This is a genomic window from Labrenzia sp. PHM005, from assembly GCF_006517275.1.
Lineage (GTDB): Bacteria > Pseudomonadota > Alphaproteobacteria > Rhizobiales > Stappiaceae > Roseibium.
In genome coordinates this window covers 3,376,271-3,392,504 of record NZ_CP041191.1, presented here as the reverse complement: position 1 = coordinate 3,392,504, position 16,234 = coordinate 3,376,271, and the positions used below count along the sequence as shown (strand labels likewise).

Genomic DNA, 16,234 nt, shown 5'->3' with positions numbered 1-16,234 from the left:
AAGCTCCGGTAATAGAAACCGGCCCTGCGGTTTTGCTGGACCGGTCATAGTGATCAGACGACAGACAACTTCACATCGATGTTGCCCCGAGTGGCGTTGGAATAAGGGCAAACCTCATGCGCCTTGGCGACCAGCGCTTCAGCCTCTGACTTATCCATGCCAGGAAGCGTGACTTCCAAAGCAACTTCCAGACCAAACCCGCCTTCTGATCGTGGCCCGATCCCGACCGTGGAATTGATGGCGGTGTCAGCAGGAACTGCGATCTTCTCCTGCCCGCCGACAAATTTCAGCGCACCGATAAAGCAGGCTGCATAGCCAGCGGCGAACAGCTCTTCCGGATTGTTGCCGTCCCCTCCTGACCCACCGAGTTCTTTCGGCGTTGTCAGCTTCGCCTGGAAGGAGCCGTTTGAAGTTTCAACCGTCCCATCGCGGCCGCCGGTTGCCTTGGCTTTTGCTTCATAAAGCACGTCAACGCTCATTTCGTTATTTCCTTTACCGTTTCAAAAACTTGAACAAATCCACTTGATGGCAGATTTTATATCGCGCGCGATATATTTTACCCACATAGGATGACAGCGCCAGAAGGTCAACAGGTTGCGATCATATCGCGCGCGATTTATAAGGCGGATTATGAGTGACACGACCAATCAGATGTCTCTCCTGGACGCGATCGGATTCAGCGAGCCAGAAGAGAAGAAAACCAACAAAGAAGGCGCCAGCGAACCAAAGAGCGCCAAGGCTTCGCTGAAAAAACGTAAAGCCAAAAAGAAGGCTGAACCGGCAGGGGATGTGGCAGCAGCCGCAGACGACACGGACGCAGGTCAGGTCGCGGAGACTGATGCAACAGGTGTTGCGGAAGACGCCCGGCCGGCAAAGGCAACTGAAAGTTTGGGCCCGGCTGATCCAGCCCACGTGTCTGATCCGGTGTCACAGGAGACTGCCACTGCAGAACCAGCGATTGGCACTTTGGAGATCCAGCCAGACGGTCCCTTGCCGCTGGATAAATATTTGTGTTTTGCACTCTATTCCGCAAACCACGCCATGCACAGTGTCTACAAGGCGCTTTTGAAGGAAGTTGGCCTCACCTATCCGCAGTTCCTGGCCATGACGGTTCTGTGGGACAAGAACAATGTGCCCGTTGGTGCGATCACCCAGAAACTGCAACTCGACACCAACACGCTGACCCCGCTCCTAAAACGCCTGGAGGCCATGGGCCTTCTCACCCGGACCCGCTCCACCAAGGACGAACGGCAGGTGATCCTGAAACTCACTCGCAAGGGCCGGAATTTGCAGAAAAAGACCGAACACTTCGGCAACTGCGTTTTCACGTCAACCGGAATGAGCCTGGAAGAGGTGGTTGATCTTCAAAACAAGATCATGAAGCTGCGGGACAATCTGCGCGATGCTGATCTAACCTAAGAGAGGGATCGAGGCTCCTAAAACGGCAAGCCAAACCAGATCGCCGCGATACCGAGAAACGCAAAAAAGCCAACCACATCGGTGACCGTTGTGACAAACACGCTGGAAGCAATGGCCGGGTCAATATGGAACCGGTCCAGAACCAGCGGAATGAGCAACCCAGACAGGCCGGCAAACAGCATGTTGATGATAATCGCGCTGCCGATTACCAGGCCGAGCCCGGGGCTGGCAAACCACAGCCAGGCGGTGATGCCGATGAGCACCGCCAAGGCAACGCCATTGAGAGCGCTGACCAGGATCTCGCGGTTGAGAACCCGGACCATGTTGCGCGCACCCAGCTCCTGAGTTGCGATGCCGCGCACGGCAACGGTCATGGTCTGTGTGCCCGCATTGCCTCCCATGGAGGCAACAATCGGCATCAAAACCGCCAGCGCCACCATCGCCTCGATGGTTTCGTCGAACATGGCGATCACGACGGATGCCAGCACAGCCGTACCAAGATTGACCACCAGCCAGGTTAGACGCGAGCGCGCAATGGTCATCACACTGTCGGAGATCTCTTCGTCACCAACACCGGCCAGTGCGCGCAGGTCTTCTTCCGCCTCTTCCTGGATCACGTCGACGATGTCATCAACGGTGAGAACCCCAACCAGGCGGCCGTTCTCATCAACGACAGCCGAGGAGACGAGATTGTAGCGCTCGAACCGGCGGGCCACTTCTTCCTGATCTTCCGTCGCCTCCACGGCATCCAGCCGTTCGGCCATGATCGAGGTGACTTTTTCTTCCCGCTTGGCCCGCAAGACCTTGTCGAGATGCACAGAGCCGAGCAGCTTGAACGAGGCATCGACCACATAGATCTCGTAAAAACTGTCGGGCAGGTCGCGCGCCTCGCGCATGTAGTCGATGGTCTGGCCAACGGTCCAGAACGGTGCAACAGCAATAAATTCGCTCTGCATCCGCCGCCCGGCACTCTCTTCCGGGTAATCCAGAGCCTTCTTGAGCTGCGCCCGGTCGGCGTAGGGCAGCTCTTCGAGAATGGCCGCCTGGTCGTCCTCGTCGAGGTCTTCCAGGATGTAGACAGCATCATCGGAATCGAGTTCGCCCAGGCCTTCCGCGATGACTTCATTCGGCAGGTCTTCCAGAACCTGCAGGCGGACCGCTTCATCGGTCTCCGTTAGCGCCGCGTAATCAAATTCATCACCGAGCAGGCGAATGAAATCGGCACGGTCATCGGCGCTTAAGGTTTCCAGAAGGTCGCCGGTATCCGCCTCGTGCAGATCGGCGGCCAGTACATGCAGTTCCGCACGATTTTCAACGTGAAGCGCAGCCTCAACGGCGGCAATAAAGTCCGGATTGAGCCGTTCTTCGTCGTCGCGGACGGGGATTTGCAGATCTGGAGAAGGGCTTACGTCAAGCTCAGCAGCTTCGCTCATCTCGCCCTCCCCTTGATTGCTAGCTGTTCAGGATCCGGAACGCAGCGGAACCGGGACTGTGAGTTTCAGAACTAACGGCAGAAGTAAAAAAGCGCCACAGCAAAAGCGCAGAAGGTCCACAGGGTTATCCAAGTGGCATCACTGTTTTGAGCAGTTCTTTGCGCGCGCTGTTTTACGGACCTCAGTGAGGTAACTCCGAACATTTGCCGGCAGGATGCGCTCTTCTGAAGAAATGCAGGGTTTCGCCCGTTGAAAGGCCCGCCGTGCCCGGGCGGATTTCAGGCATATCCTGCCTACGGCCAGAAGCTCATGCTCCAAATACCAGAGCTGCTGGCAAGTCAAAGAACCAAGCGAGGAGACATTTGGCGAAAATTCTTGGGCAGAGGCATCTAGAGTGAAGATTTGCAAGAGAAGCGCAAGACAAACAGCCATTCCAGCGCCCCGCACAAACAGGTTTTTTTTTCCGGTTTCACCACCCCTACTCGCCATGAGATTTGTCTGCCCCCTTATATCTGCTTGCGCGCATGGCCAGAGCACACAACATCCAAACAGAAGTACCATACAAGGTTAGGTCTAAAGACGGCAGTTGGTCGGCCTTCGAACAAAAAAAGCGCCCCAACGGGACGCTATTCTGGAATTGGCCAAATTCGGGTGGCCGCAGCCACCCGCATCTTCTAGGCAGCGGCTTGTTTGCGGCCCACCTTCGGGTCAACCGCGAAATCAATGGCCGCCTTAAGCGTCTCCATTTCGCCTACCTGATTGGCCAGGATCAGGATCAACCGGGCATTCATCTGGTTGGCCTCTTCGTCGCTCATGTGACGTTGGCTGGAGACGAGATGCTCATAAAAACCATCCGGGTCGGCGATGTTGCGTGTGAGTTCAAGAGCCATGGATCACGCGCCTCCAATCGCGGTTTTCAAAGCTGATGCCACCTTGTTGTCGTTGAAATAACGCCAGCGCGCGGCAACATGCTGATCCGGGCGGATCAGATAGACCGTCCCAGGCGCCGCATTATAACGTTCTGCCAGCTTACCCTCTGGATCTTCCACATCACTGCCGACACGCAGGACATTGGCTTTGACGTTGCCGACTGCAACGGTCTCGGCTTCCTCGTCGCCAAACACCAGAAGGGTAAAGCCGTCCCCGATTTGGTTCAGGAACCAGGCGTCGTCGCCACCCACCTTGACCGGCGCATCCAGGCAGCAGGTGCCCGGTGTCATGGAGCCGGAAAAACTGGATTCATCCGCCGTGTTCAGGGAGCTTTCCACATAAGGCGTTGGCGCTGAAAGCCGTCCGGAATTGACCAGAGGTTTGGCAAAATCGGTGACTTCGGACAGGTCCAGAACCGCATCACGGAAGCGTCGTGAGGCTTCGCTCTTCGGTGTGATGAAGTCGGTGGACCGGGTCGAGTTCAACAGATTGTCGTCGGCCGCAAACGCCCGTTCTTCATGGTAGCTGTCGATCAGGCTTTCCGGCGCATCGCCATCCATGACCAGCTTTAACTTCCAGGCCAGATTGTCGATGTCCTGAACGCCGGTGTTCGCCCCGCGAGCGCCGAAGGGTGAGACCTGATGGGCCGCATCGCCAGCAAACAAAACCCGGCCATAGCGGAATTGGTCGATCCGGCGGCAGGCGAACTGGTAGACCGAGGCCCACTCCAGCTCAAATTCGGTGTCTTCACCAAGCATCGCCTTGACCCGCGGAATGATGTTTTCCGGTTTCTTTTCTTCTTCCGGGTCAGACTCCCAGCCCAGCTGGAAATCGAGCCGCCAGACGTCATCGCACTGCTTGTGCAACAGAGCCGATTGCCCCCGGTGGAACGGCGGATCGAACCAGAACCAGCGTTCGGTCGGAAAATCGGCCTTCATGATGATATCGGCAATCAGGAACCGGTCCTGGAAAAATTGCCCGGAGAATCCGGCACCTACCATCTTGCGGGTGTCGGAATTGGCGCCATCACAGGCCAGAACCCAATCGGCTTCCATGGTGAAAACACCATCGGGGGTCTCGATGGTCAGCGACACGCCGTCATCGAGCTGCGTCAGGTTGATCAGCTTGTGCTTCCAGCGCAGATCAATGAGGTTCGACTTGGCGCATTCCTCGACCATATATTCCTCCAGATAATACTGCTGGAGGTTGATAAAGGCCGGATTTTTATGCCCGTCTTCGGGCAACAGGTCGAAGGTGTAGGTCAGATCATCGCGGAAGAACACCTTGCCGATCTTCCACTTGATGCCTTTGTCGACCATGCGATCACCGCAGCCGAGCCGGTCCCAGATTTCCAGTGGGCGTTTGGCATAACAGACGGCGCGCGAGCCAATGGAAACCGTGTTGTTGTCGTCCAGGACAATCGTTGGAATGCCCCGCTGGGCAAAATCAAGCGCGGCCGTCAAGCCTATGGGCCCGGCCCCGATCACCACCATCGGATGGCGTTTGACCGTGCCTGCGCGTTGCTCTTCCGATTGCTGGTAGTCGAATTCCGGATACTGATAGGTTTGAAACATCGGGCTCTCCTCCCAATCCCGCTGAAATCGTGTCAAATGCCCCGCATTTGCCGCAGCGGTCGCATTCGGTTTTCTCACACATCGGACAGCTCTTTTGCGTGCAGCCATTCAGCGTGTTTCGGCGCTTTTTTGGTCTTCGACCACTCTTCCAGCATTTGCCATTTCACATCATCCAGCTTGGCCAAAAGCGCCTCTTCGTCCGGATCCGGGCAGGCAAGTTCTACGCGGTGGCCGTTCGGGTCGAAGAAATAGATGGAGTGGAAGATTGAGTGATCGGTCACGCCCAGAACTTCAACCCCGTTTGCTTCCAGATGGTCTTTAAAGCCAATCAGCTCGTCCCGGTCCTTGACCTTGAATGCGATGTGCTGGACCCAGCGCGGCGTGTTCGGGTCAAAACCCATTTCTGGCTTTGTCGGCAATTCAAAGAAGGCGAGAACATTGTTGTTCCCGGCATCCAGGAAGATGTGCATGTAAGGATCAGGCTCATGAGTGGACGGCACATGGTCCTCGGCAATTGCCAGGATGAAATCCATGTTCAGCATCTTGCCGTACCATTCGACGGTTTCCTTGGCGTCTTTGCACCGGTAGGCAACGTGATGCATCTGCTCAATTTTCATCAACCCAATCCTCCTTATTAGTTACGTTTGTAACTATATACAGCCACCAATCAGCTGCCTTGATTTAGATCAAATTAGTTACATATGTAACTAATTGCAAGTCACAAGGTACACGATAGGTGTTTTCCGCTGGCGATTAGCGGACTGAAAAAGGGGCGGATAGAGCCTCAGTTCTCAACGACTGCAGGAAGATAATGCAGCCCGGCTCATCCCGCCTGCTTCAATTCACTGGCCTCAGCACGCGTGAGCTGTTCGCCCTGTTTGCGTTTTAGGAGAACGTCGCGGGCCCGTTCATATTGCGGGTCCTGCCAGAACATCAGGCAGCCATTGCAGCCCTTGCCGCAGCAGCCTTCGGTGCCGATCCGGTTGGTTTTGAACCGGCGCTCGTCTGCCCCTTCCCCGATGCTCTCAACCAAGGCATCGCGGCGACGTTCATAGGCTTTTGGATTGTCCTTACCGGTGACCTCCAGCCCTTGCACCAGTTTGTCGAACCGCACCCGGTTCCACTGCTCGTCCGTCAGCGCCCGCTCTTTGCGCAAGACTGTAAAGGCCGGGAAGCGGGCCTTGAGACCGTCCAGGTTCTCGTGATCAAACAACGCGAACGGCAGCCGAATCACCGTCCGGTTGCTGCCATGAACTTCCGGCACACGTTCGCCATTGGCTGCCTTTTCAAAATCATAAACGCGCAGCAGCACCGTTTCGCGGGAAATCGGCGAAACAAATTCCAGAACCTCACCGGCCACCAGCTTGTTTTTCACCTCAACCAGGAAGGCGTCTTCGGTCACTTCGGTGACAACACCGGCATATTCCCACTGGGCGAGCGAGGCTGTGTGCTCATAATCGTGGGCGTAATTGGTCAGCCGGCCTTCGTGGAACGCCAGCGTATAACCCCGGTTTCCAACGGCCTCCAGCTCGCGCATGTATGGTTTTGGATCCCAATTCTCCGGATCGGCATAATAGTCGTCGATGGCCATGCGGTAGGCTCTTGCCACGATGGCGCAGTAGTATTCTGATTTTCCCCGCCCCTCGACCTTCAGACTGTCAACACCGATTTGCAGATAGTCGTTCAGCTTCGGCATGATGCACAGATCTTTGGAATTAAGGATGTAAGAGCCGCGCTCGTCCTCCTCAATCGGCATCAGCTGGCCCGGACGGCAGCCTTCTTCAAGCAGAAACTCAAACAGATGCGCATTGTCCTCGGTGATGTTCAGTTCTTCGACCGTGCCATCCTTCAACCGCACGTGGAGTTTATAATTCCAGCGGCAGGAGTTGGCGCAGTTGCCCTGGTTCGCGCCGCGTTCAGCCATGAAATTCGACAACAGACAGCGGCCGGAATATGTCATGCACATGGCGCCGTGCACAAAGGCCTCCAGTTTGATATCAGGGCATTTTTCACGAATTTCGGTGAGCTCAGCGAAGGAAACCTCGCGCGCCAAAACGCAGAGTTCAGCCCCTTGGTCCTGCCAGAATTTCACCGACAGCCAGGAGCAGATATTGCTCTGAGTGGAGACATGCAAAGGAAGATCCGGCGCCTTGTCACGCACATAGGCAAAGACACCGGGATCGGCGACGATCAAACCGTCGGGCTTCACCTTGCGCACGGTCTCGATGTATTCGTCGAGCTTCGGAATGTCCTTGTTATGCGAAAAGAGATTGAGCGTGAGATAAGCGCGCCGGCCGTGCTTGTGACAAAACTCGACACCTTCAACCACGTCCTCCAGCGAAAACTCTGATTTCGTGCGTAAGGACATGTCTGGCGTTCCGAGATAGACGGCATCCGCGCCATAAAGGATGGCCATCTTCAATTTGCGCAGGTTGCCAGCCGGCATCAGGAGTTCGGAACGCTTCTCGGTCATGGGGTTTGCCTAAACAGTCTGAAACGCCCGCCTCATAAGGGAAATTGGCGGATCTGAGATCTGTAAAAACCCGTAAAACGCCGAAACAGCATTCGATGCCGAAGCATCCATAGCTGATAGAGCAAACCGGGGTCATGATTGCGTGTGTGAACTGACGGTCTCGAGTGTCCGAAAAAGCTGGAAAGCGGAACGCTGCCCTAAAGAATGCCCTGATCCGCTTTCCAGAGTTGTTGAGGCGCCGTCAATAAAAAGCAGTGTCATCCGTGAACAGCGGGGTGATTTGGGACGCGCCCAGTTGCTGATCAAGGATTGTGAAGTCGGAGATCGTGCCATCAAACCGGTTGCCGATCCAGCCGATTTCACCGGCATCACTGCCCCAGCCATTGCCACCCAAAATCAGATACTCCTGATTACCGAGGAGGCTGGCATCGAATTCCGCATCCGAGGCAACTGCTTGCCCATTCAGATAAACGACCACCCCGTCATCGCCAAACGTCAGCGCAAAATCATAGTCCTGCCCGGCAACAACCGCATCCCTTGCGTAGAGCCAGGTTTCATCGGTTGAGCTTTGAAACCGGACCTTCAAGGTTCCGTCATCCTTGATGAAGGCAGTCACATGTCCGCCAGACCCATTGCCGCTTGCGTCCTTGGAAAACAGCGCATCATACGAAGAGATTGTGTCTGCTCTGAATGAGAACGCGATGGTCCCTTGATCAACCTGCATCGCACCTTGATGCGGAATGGCAAATTGACCGTTGCGCACATCTTCAAACTCAAGCTGACCAGGGACAGAGAACACGGCATTGACACCAGCCGGAGGAGTGAGACCGCTCAGCCCCGGCAAATTATCCGGTGGAGCGATTGGTCCCCTGTCTTCAGAGATCTGGATGGGCTGGATGGCCTCGTTGAGGTCGGCGATGGATTCAACGATGCCGTAGGCCGGACGGGAGGTGGTGGAGATGTCGGTGAGGCGCACCAGGTCGCCATAGACCGTGATTGTGCCCAGTTCGTCCATATGGTGGGCGCCGCCGCCCCGCCCCTGGTCGGAATAAAGCTGAATCACCGAGTGATCCATAACCCCGTCGGAGTTGGCATCGCCATAGCTGATCGAGCGGATCTTGGTGGTGTGGCCCTCTATGATGATCCGGTCGCCCTCACCCCGGTTGAAGTCGGTGATCACGTCATTGCCGATCATGTCGACCCAATGGTCGTGCAGCTTGTCGTTCTCGCCGGCCACCCCATGCCAGCGGATCGTGCCGTCATCCTGGGTGTGCTCTTCAATGTACCGCTGTTTGGCGTTGATCAGGGTCTGGAAGTAGAAGGTGTCCGCGCCCGCGCCGCCGGTCAGAACATCGTCCGCCGGGATCGGCTGGTTCGGATAGAGCTTGCCGTTGGTCAGCTCATTGTAAGGGTCGCCCTCGTCGCGCCCTTCCACATAGGCAATCGCCCCTTCCCGGCCGTCGGAGCGCGAGATCAGAAGGTCATCGCCTGCACCGCCATTCAGCACATCTTCGCCGTGGCCGCCATCGAGAACATCATTGCCCTCGCCGCCGCTCAGATCGTCATTGCCATAGCCGCCCTGCAGGACATCATTGCCGCCCCCGCCATCGATCGTGTCGTTGCCAAGCCCGCCATCAATGGCATCGGCCTCACCGGTTCCCGACAGCGCATCGGCTCCATCGGTTCCGGACTGGATCGCCGCCCCGGTGGTCAGATCGCCATCATGGGTGATGCCATAGGCCATGGCCAGCGCCTTGGCTTCATCCGAGCCATGATGCAGCTGCTGGAACGCCGGGATCAGATTGTTCTGGGCAATGGCATTGAGCGCCACACTCTCAAAATTGGCATCCACCGCTCCGGCAAGTGCCGCCACATCGGTCTGACCCAATTGACTGCCAAACACCATCACGTCGGAAATCGTGCCGTCGAACTGGGAGGACGCCCGCTGGCTGTCATCGGAGCGCCAGGCTCCGGACGCACCGACCACAAAGGCCCGGGTATTGGCTTCAAGCCCCTGCTGGAACTCCGGCTCGGAGGCCGCCAACTGGCCGTTGAGATAAAAGTTCAGCCCGTCCGCGCCAAAGGAAACGGCCAGGTGATAGGTTTGGCCGGCGGCAATCACCACGTCCTTGACCTTCAGATATTCGCTTTTTGTGTCCGACTGCTGACGGACATACAAAAAGCCATCCTTCAGATAGACCGTCAGGTGACCGCCGCTGTCATAGCCCCGGCCATCCTTGGAAAACAGCGTCCGGCTGCCCTCAACCGTATCGGCCGCAAAGGTCAGCGAGATCGTGCCATTGGCCAAGGCCAGCGCCTCCGAATGCGCCGCTTGCAAATAATCCCCGCGCTCGCCAGAAAAATCCGTCGGACCGGCAAAGGCAAAGACAGGTGTCATTCCGACTGGCAGTGGCAAGTCCGCTTGTTCCGGCAGATTGTCCGGTGGCGTGATTGGTCCTCTGTCTTCTGAGATCTGGATGGGCTGGATGGCCTCGTTGAGATCGGCGATGGATTCAACGATACCGTAAGCCGGCCGGGAGGTGGTGGAGATGTCGGTGAGGCGCACCAGGTCGCCATAGACCGTGATCGTACCCAGCTCATCCATATGGTGGGCGCCGCCGCCCCGGCCCTGGTCGGAATAAAGCTGAATCACCGAGTGATCCATAACCCCGTCGGAGTTGGCATCGCCATAGCTGATCGAGCGGATCTTGGTTGTGTGGCCCTCAATGAGGATCCGGTCGCCCTCACCCCGGTTGAAGTCGGTAATCACGTCATTGCCGATCATGTCGACCCAATGGTCGTGCAGCTTGTCGTTCTCGCCGGCCACCCCATGCCAGCGGATCGTGCCGTCATCCTGGGTGTGCTCTTCGATGTACCGCTGTTTGGCGTTGATCAGGGTCTGGAAGTAGAAGGTGTCCGCGCCCGCGCCGCCGGTCAGAACATCGTCCGCCGGGATCGGCTGGTTCGGATAGAGCTTGCCATTGGTCAGCTCATTGTAAGGGTCGCCCTCGTCGCGCCCTTCCACATAGGCAATCGCCCCTTCCCGGCCATCGGAGCGTGAGATCAGAAGATCATCCCCCGCCCCGCCATTCAGCACATCTTCGCCGTGGCCGCCATCGAGAACATCATTGCCCTCGCCGCCGCTCAGATCGTCATTGCCATAGCCGCCCTGCAGGACATCATTGCCGCCCCCGCCATCGATCGTGTCGTTGCCAAGCCCGCCATCAATGGCATCGGCCTCACCTGTTCCAGCAAGCGTATCGGCCCCATCGGTTCCGGACTGGATCGCCGCCCCGGTGGTCAGATCGCCGTCATGCGTGATGCCATAGGCCATGGCCAGCGCCTTGGCTTCATCCGAGCCATGATGCAGCTGCTGGAACGCCGGGATCAGATTGTTCTGGGCAATGGCATTAAGCGCCACACTCTCAAAATTGGCATCCACCGCTCCGGCAAGTGCCGCCACATCGGTCTGCCCCAATTGGCTGCCAAACACCATCACGTCGGAGATCGTGCCGTCAAACTGGGAGGACGCCCGCTGGCTGTCATCGGAGCGCCAGGCTCCGGAGGCCCCGACCACAAAGGCCCGGGTATTGGCTTCCAGACCTTGCTGGAACTCAGGCTCGGAGGCCGCCAGCTGGCCATTGAGATAAAAGTTCAGCCCGTCGGCGCCAAAGGAGACGGCCAAGTGATAGGTCTGGCCGGCAGCAATCACCACGTCCTTGACCTTCAGATATTCGCTTTTTGTGTCCGACTGCTGACGGACATACAAAAAACCGTCCTTCAGATAGACCGTCAGGTGACCGCCGCTGTCATAGCCCCGGCCATCCTTGGAAAACAGCGTCCGGCTGCCCTCAACCGTATCGGCCGCAAAGGTCAGCGAGATCGTGCCATTGGCCAAGGCCAGCGCCTCCGAATGCGCCGCTTGCAAATAATCCCCGCGCTCGCCAGAAAAATCCGTCGGACCGGCAAAGGCAAAGACAGGTGTCATTCCGACTGGCAGTGGCAAGTCCGCTTGTTCCGGCAGATTGTCCGGTGGCGTGATTGGTCCTCTGTCTTCTGAGATCTGGATGGGCTGGATGGCCTCGTTGAGATCGGCGATGGATTCAACGATACCGTAAGCCGGCCGGGAGGTGGTGGAGATGTCGGTGAGGCGCACCAGGTCGCCATAGACCGTGATCGTACCCAGCTCATCCATATGGTGGGCGCCGCCGCCCCGGCCCTGGTCGGAATAAAGCTGAATCACCGAGTGATCCATAACCCCGTCGGAGTTGGCATCGCCATAGCTGATCGAGCGGATCTTGGTTGTGTGGCCCTCAATGAGGATCCGGTCGCCCTCACCCCGGTTGAAGTCGGTAATCACGTCATTGCCGATCATGTCGACCCAATGGTCGTGCAGCTTGTCGTTCTCGCCGGCCACCCCATGCCAGCGGATCGTGCCGTCATCCTGGGTGTGCTCTTCGATGTACCGCTGTTTGGCGTTGATCAGGGTCTGGAAGTAGAAGGTGTCCGCGCCCGCGCCGCCGGTCAGAACATCATCCGCCGGGATCGGCTGGTTCGGATAGAGCTTGCCATTGGTCAGCTCATTGTAAGGGTCGCCCTCGTCGCGCCCTTCCACATAGGCAATCGCCCCTTCCCGGCCATCGGAGCGTGAGATCAGAAGATCATCCCCCGCCCCGCCATTCAGCACATCTTCGCCGTGGCCGCCATCGAGAACATCATTGCCCTCGCCGCCGCTCAGATCGTCATTGCCATAGCCGCCCTGCAGGACATCATTGCCGCCCCCGCCATCGATCGTGTCGTTGCCAAGCCCGCCATCAATGGCATCGGCCTCACCTGTTCCTGCAAGCGTATCGGCCCCATCGGTTCCGGACTGGATCGCCGCCCCGGTGGTCAGATCGCCGTCATGCGTGATGCCATAGGCCATGGCCAGCGCCTTGGCTTCATCCGAGCCATGATGCAGCTGCTGGAACGCCGGGATCAGATTGTTCTGCGCAATGGCGTTGAGAGCAACGCTCTCAAAATTGGCATCCACCGCTCCGGCAAGTGCCGCCACATCGGTCTGACCCAATTGGCTGCCAAACACCATCACGTCGGAGATCGTGCCGTCAAACTGGGAGGATGCCCGCTGGCTGTCATCGGAGCGCCAGGCCCCGGACGCACCGACCACAAAGGCCCGGGTGTTGGCTTCCAGTCCCTGCTGGAACTCCGGCTCGGACGCTGCCAGCTGGCCGTTCAGATAAAAGTTCACCCCGTCCGCGCCAAAGGAGACGGCCAAGTGATAGGTCTGGCCGGCAGCAATCACCACGTCCTTGACCTTCAGATATTCGCTTTTTGTGTCCGACTGCTGGCGCACATACAAAAAGCCGTCCTTCAGATAGACCGTCAGGTGACCGCCGCTGTCATAGCCCCGGCCATCCTTGGAAAACAGCGTCCGGCTGCCCTCAACCGTATCGGCCGCAAAGGTCAGCGAGATCGTGCCATTGGCCAAGGCCAGAGCGTCTGAATGCGCCGCCTGCAAATAATCCCCGCGCTCGCCAGAAAAATCCGTCGGACCGGCGATTGTATAAACAGCGGAGTTATGAAGAGAAATACTTGTCGATTGCATGGTCCTGCCCTCCCCATGAAAAATGAATACAACGAGCCCCCCGACCTGCTGCATAAACGCATGGCGCCCAAAAGATTAATTTCTGGATTCTGCTTCGACGGAGTTAATGTAATTCTGAAAATTTGACGAAAAAAATAGCAAAATATGTCGAAAATATATTCATTTATTGATAGAATTTGGACATCGAGACAAATATAAAAATTGAATAAATATTTACTAAATTCGATTTTTATTAAATTATTGTTTTATATATATAAATTAGAAATTCAAAAGAAGGAATTCCAACCAGATTTTTACTAAAACTCTATTTTAAATTAATCCAAAATATACATAACAGAAACGTTCGCCTTCACTTTTTTGAAACTATTTTCAGCGGAGTAATAAAAATCAACGGGGACGGCGAGTTATTCCAAACGATTTCCGCAAAGGAATTCAATTTCCGATCAGAACAGATAACATAACGCACCTATCGAAACGGACCTCTGCAAGAAATCCCCATTTATAGTTTATCGATACAGCTGGTTTCCGCCGGAAAACAGCAACATGGACAAACGTCCAAAACGATGAAAATTACTGATAACCAGACCAGAGCGCAGCAGCCCTCGGATCTCTGGCGAACATGTTTTTGAAACACGGTCTTTCATCTGCCAGGAACACCAACATGAGAATTCGATCCCTGTGGCGATATCCGGTGAAATCCCTGCAGGGCGAACAAGTGGATCTGGTTTATGCCGAGGAAAGAGGCTTCCAAGGCGACAGGCTCTTTGCATTGGCCGATCAACACGGAAAACTCGGCAGCGGCAAATCGACAAACAGGTTCCAAAGAATCGGCAATCTCCTCGCCTTGCGCGCGGAAATTAAGGATGGAACCACGTATATCGGGACGCCCGGAGATCAGCTGGAGCACATTCAATCGGACGGTCTTGACCAACGCTTGTCAAAGGTTCTGGATCAGCCAGTTGAAATCGTTCGCGAGCAAAATAGTCCGCACTTCGATGATGCAGCGGTTCACATCATTCTGTCGTCCGAATTGGATAAGTTGCAGGCACTTCTTCCGGAAGCCGAGATCGACACGCGTCGCTTCCGCGCCAATATCGTTCTGGATGTCCCGGACCACATGACATCTGAAGACCTTCTTGGAAGTGTCCTTTCAATCGGCGATGCCCGCCTGAAGGTCACCCACAAGACCGAACGCTGTGTCATGGTCACGGCCGGACAAGACACCCTCCCCAAAGATCCGCAAATCTTGAAAGCGATCTCACGGTCATTCGACTTGAATTTCGGTGTCTATGCGTCGGTTCTACGGCCTGGAACGGTCGAAGCTGGACAGCTCGTCGGGATTTCTTACCCGGCCAAGGACCCGGCCCATCGACGTGACACAGATCTTGGTTTTTAACTCTTGACCCAAGGAAGGGGAATTTCTCGGATAGGCGCCAAAACAAAAAAGGCGCTCCGAAGAGCGCCTTTGTTTTCAATCACCTGGTAGTGTGATTGATGAATGGTGCGGTCGAGAAGACTCGAACTTCCACGGGGGTTAGCCCACAGCGACCTCAACGCTGCGCGTCTACCAATTCCGCCACGACCGCATATTCAGTTTTTCCCGGCGCTGATCGCGTCGAGGCGCCCCATGTAGCAAAAGGTTTTTGGGGGCGCAAGAGCGAAGCCTGCAATAATTCACAGGCACCTGAATTTTCTTTTGAAGAGTTTTTTCAAAGCGGCCCATCGGTCCGCATCGGCCGGATTTCCGGCGGCCGCATCAGAACTTCGGTGATGGAGATGCCGATCCGCTCGCCCAGCAGAACCACCTGGCCTTTGGCAACCAGCGTGCTGTTGGCGTAAATCTTGACGTCGTCGTCTTCATCAACATCGAGATCGATCACCGCGCCGCGGCCCATGCGCAAAAGCTGGTGCACAGGCATGAGGTTCTCGCCAAGTACGACTGAGATATCGACATTGATTTCATCAAAGGTGGCCATAACACGCCTTAGTCCTTAAATAGAGCGGACATCCGCCAGCGCCCTATCTTACCACGGGATGGGCAGCCTGCTCAAAAAACAAAGAAGTGTCATCCACATGTCACCTGACGACCGCGACGCCCTAAACATTGATTTTCTGCCACTTCCAGGCTCTGCACCGGTTGAATGGCGGATTTCAGATGATCTCGTCGACTATGAGGACGCCACACGGGAAATGGATGCTCATGTGCAGCGAATCATCAATGGCACCGCGAATGAGCAGGTCTGGCTGTTGGAACACCCGCCGCTTTATACGGCCGGACCGAGAGCCGACGACAAGGATCTGATCACCCCAGATCGGTTTCCGGTCTACCGCACTGGCCGGGGCGGTCAGCACACCTATCACGGGCCCGGACAGCGGGTTGCCTATGTCATGCTGGATCTCAAACGCCGCAGGCAGGACATTCGCGTGTTTGTTTCAGCGCTCGAAGCCTGGCTGATCAACACCCTGTGGCACTATCACATCCGCGGTGAACGGCGCGAAGACCGGGTTGGCGTCTGGGTTCCCCGGCCAGACCGCGGCCTCAACGTAGAAGACAAGATTGCTGCCATCGGCATTCGCTTACGCAAATGGACCACATTTCATGGCATCAGCTTTAATGTGGAGCCGGAATTGGATCATTTCTCCGGCATCGTTCCCTGCGGCGTCAGCGAGCACGGTGTGACCAGCCTGGTCGATCTCGGCATTCCGGTCACAATGGCCGAAAACGACAGTGTGTTGCGGGCCGAATTTGAGAAGATTTTTGGACAAACAATTGCGGCTTAAAACCAGCTGAAGCCCGCTC

11 protein-coding genes and 1 tRNA gene are annotated in these 16,234 nt (G+C 56.3%); 3 read left to right on the top strand and 9 right to left on the bottom strand.

Annotation, left to right across the window (positions count from 1 at the left end):
• Window positions 1-53: 53 nt before the first annotated feature.
• Window positions 54-479, bottom strand: coding sequence for an organic hydroperoxide resistance protein (locus FJ695_RS15390; RefSeq protein ID WP_141186268.1), 426 nt, complete (start codon window positions 477-479; stop codon window positions 54-56).
• 151 nt (window positions 480-630) lie between these two features.
• Here FJ695_RS15390 and FJ695_RS28300 point away from each other — a divergent pair, with 151 nt between their 5' ends.
• Window positions 631-1,419, top strand: a complete 789-nt coding sequence (locus FJ695_RS28300; RefSeq protein ID WP_141186267.1) for a MarR family winged helix-turn-helix transcriptional regulator — start codon at window positions 631-633, stop codon at window positions 1,417-1,419.
• A 17-nt stretch (window positions 1,420-1,436) separates the two neighbouring features.
• On the opposite strand, the gene mgtE is transcribed toward FJ695_RS28300, so the two are convergent.
• The 6 genes from mgtE to FJ695_RS28295 form a co-directional block, all read right to left on the bottom strand.
• Window positions 1,437-2,852, bottom strand: coding sequence for a magnesium transporter (mgtE, locus tag FJ695_RS15380; RefSeq protein WP_141186266.1), 1,416 nt, complete (start codon window positions 2,850-2,852; stop codon window positions 1,437-1,439).
• 674 nt (window positions 2,853-3,526) lie between these two features.
• On the bottom strand, window positions 3,527-3,742 hold the full coding sequence (locus FJ695_RS15375) for a DUF2783 domain-containing protein (RefSeq protein WP_141186265.1): 216 nt from the start codon (window positions 3,740-3,742) through the stop codon (window positions 3,527-3,529).
• A gap of 3 nt (window positions 3,743-3,745) precedes the next feature.
• Window positions 3,746-5,356 (bottom strand): FAD-dependent oxidoreductase, encoded by a 1,611-nt coding sequence (locus tag FJ695_RS15370; RefSeq protein ID WP_141186264.1) that lies wholly within the window; start codon window positions 5,354-5,356, stop codon window positions 3,746-3,748.
• 74 nt (window positions 5,357-5,430) lie between these two features.
• The gene (locus tag FJ695_RS15365; RefSeq protein WP_141186263.1) at window positions 5,431-5,973 is read right to left on the bottom strand and encodes a VOC family protein; all 543 of its coding nucleotides are present in this window, start codon (window positions 5,971-5,973) and stop codon (window positions 5,431-5,433) included.
• 206 nt (window positions 5,974-6,179) lie between these two features.
• Window positions 6,180-7,829, bottom strand: coding sequence for a U32 family peptidase (locus FJ695_RS15360; protein ID WP_141186262.1), 1,650 nt, complete (start codon window positions 7,827-7,829; stop codon window positions 6,180-6,182).
• A 241-nt stretch (window positions 7,830-8,070) separates the two neighbouring features.
• Window positions 8,071-13,434, bottom strand: a complete 5,364-nt coding sequence (locus tag FJ695_RS28295) for a LamG-like jellyroll fold domain-containing protein (protein ID WP_247653643.1) — start codon at window positions 13,432-13,434, stop codon at window positions 8,071-8,073.
• 661 nt (window positions 13,435-14,095) lie between these two features.
• On the opposite strand from FJ695_RS28295, the gene FJ695_RS15335 reads away from it, so the two are divergent.
• Window positions 14,096-14,830: an MOSC domain-containing protein gene (locus tag FJ695_RS15335; protein ID WP_168206376.1), complete on the top strand. Its 735-nt coding sequence runs from the start codon at window positions 14,096-14,098 to the stop codon at window positions 14,828-14,830.
• 103 nt (window positions 14,831-14,933) lie between these two features.
• Here the strand turns inward: FJ695_RS15335 and FJ695_RS15330 are convergent.
• Window positions 14,934-15,020: transfer RNA gene (locus tag FJ695_RS15330), tRNA-Leu, on the bottom strand.
• 123 nt (window positions 15,021-15,143) lie between these two features.
• Window positions 15,144-15,410: a FliM/FliN family flagellar motor switch protein gene (locus FJ695_RS15325; protein WP_141186260.1), complete on the bottom strand. Its 267-nt coding sequence runs from the start codon at window positions 15,408-15,410 to the stop codon at window positions 15,144-15,146.
• Window positions 15,411-15,507: 97 nt separating this feature from the next.
• Between FJ695_RS15325 and lipB the strand changes: the two genes are divergently transcribed.
• The gene (gene lipB / locus FJ695_RS15320; RefSeq protein ID WP_141186259.1) at window positions 15,508-16,215 is read left to right on the top strand and encodes a lipoyl(octanoyl) transferase LipB; all 708 of its coding nucleotides are present in this window, start codon (window positions 15,508-15,510) and stop codon (window positions 16,213-16,215) included.
• Window positions 16,216-16,234: the final 19 nt, after the last annotated feature.

Coding starts and splice junctions, on each gene's coding strand:
- FJ695_RS15390 (WP_141186268.1), bottom strand. CDS start 479: ATGAGCGTTGACGTGCTTTATGAAGCAAAAGCCAAGGCAACCGGCGGC.
- FJ695_RS28300 (WP_141186267.1), top strand. CDS start 631: ATGAGTGACACGACCAATCAGATGTCTCTCCTGGACGCGATCGGATTC.
- mgtE (WP_141186266.1), bottom strand. CDS start 2,852: ATGAGCGAAGCTGCTGAGCTTGACGTAAGCCCTTCTCCAGATCTGCAA.
- FJ695_RS15375 (WP_141186265.1), bottom strand. CDS start 3,742: ATGGCTCTTGAACTCACACGCAACATCGCCGACCCGGATGGTTTTTAT.
- FJ695_RS15370 (WP_141186264.1), bottom strand. CDS start 5,356: ATGTTTCAAACCTATCAGTATCCGGAATTCGACTACCAGCAATCGGAA.
- FJ695_RS15365 (WP_141186263.1), bottom strand. CDS start 5,973: ATGAAAATTGAGCAGATGCATCACGTTGCCTACCGGTGCAAAGACGCC.
- FJ695_RS15360 (WP_141186262.1), bottom strand. CDS start 7,829: ATGACCGAGAAGCGTTCCGAACTCCTGATGCCGGCTGGCAACCTGCGC.
- FJ695_RS28295 (WP_247653643.1), bottom strand. CDS start 13,434: ATGCAATCGACAAGTATTTCTCTTCATAACTCCGCTGTTTATACAATC.
- FJ695_RS15335 (WP_168206376.1), top strand. CDS start 14,096: ATGAGAATTCGATCCCTGTGGCGATATCCGGTGAAATCCCTGCAGGGC.
- FJ695_RS15325 (WP_141186260.1), bottom strand. CDS start 15,410: ATGGCCACCTTTGATGAAATCAATGTCGATATCTCAGTCGTACTTGGC.
- lipB (WP_141186259.1), top strand. CDS start 15,508: ATGTCACCTGACGACCGCGACGCCCTAAACATTGATTTTCTGCCACTT.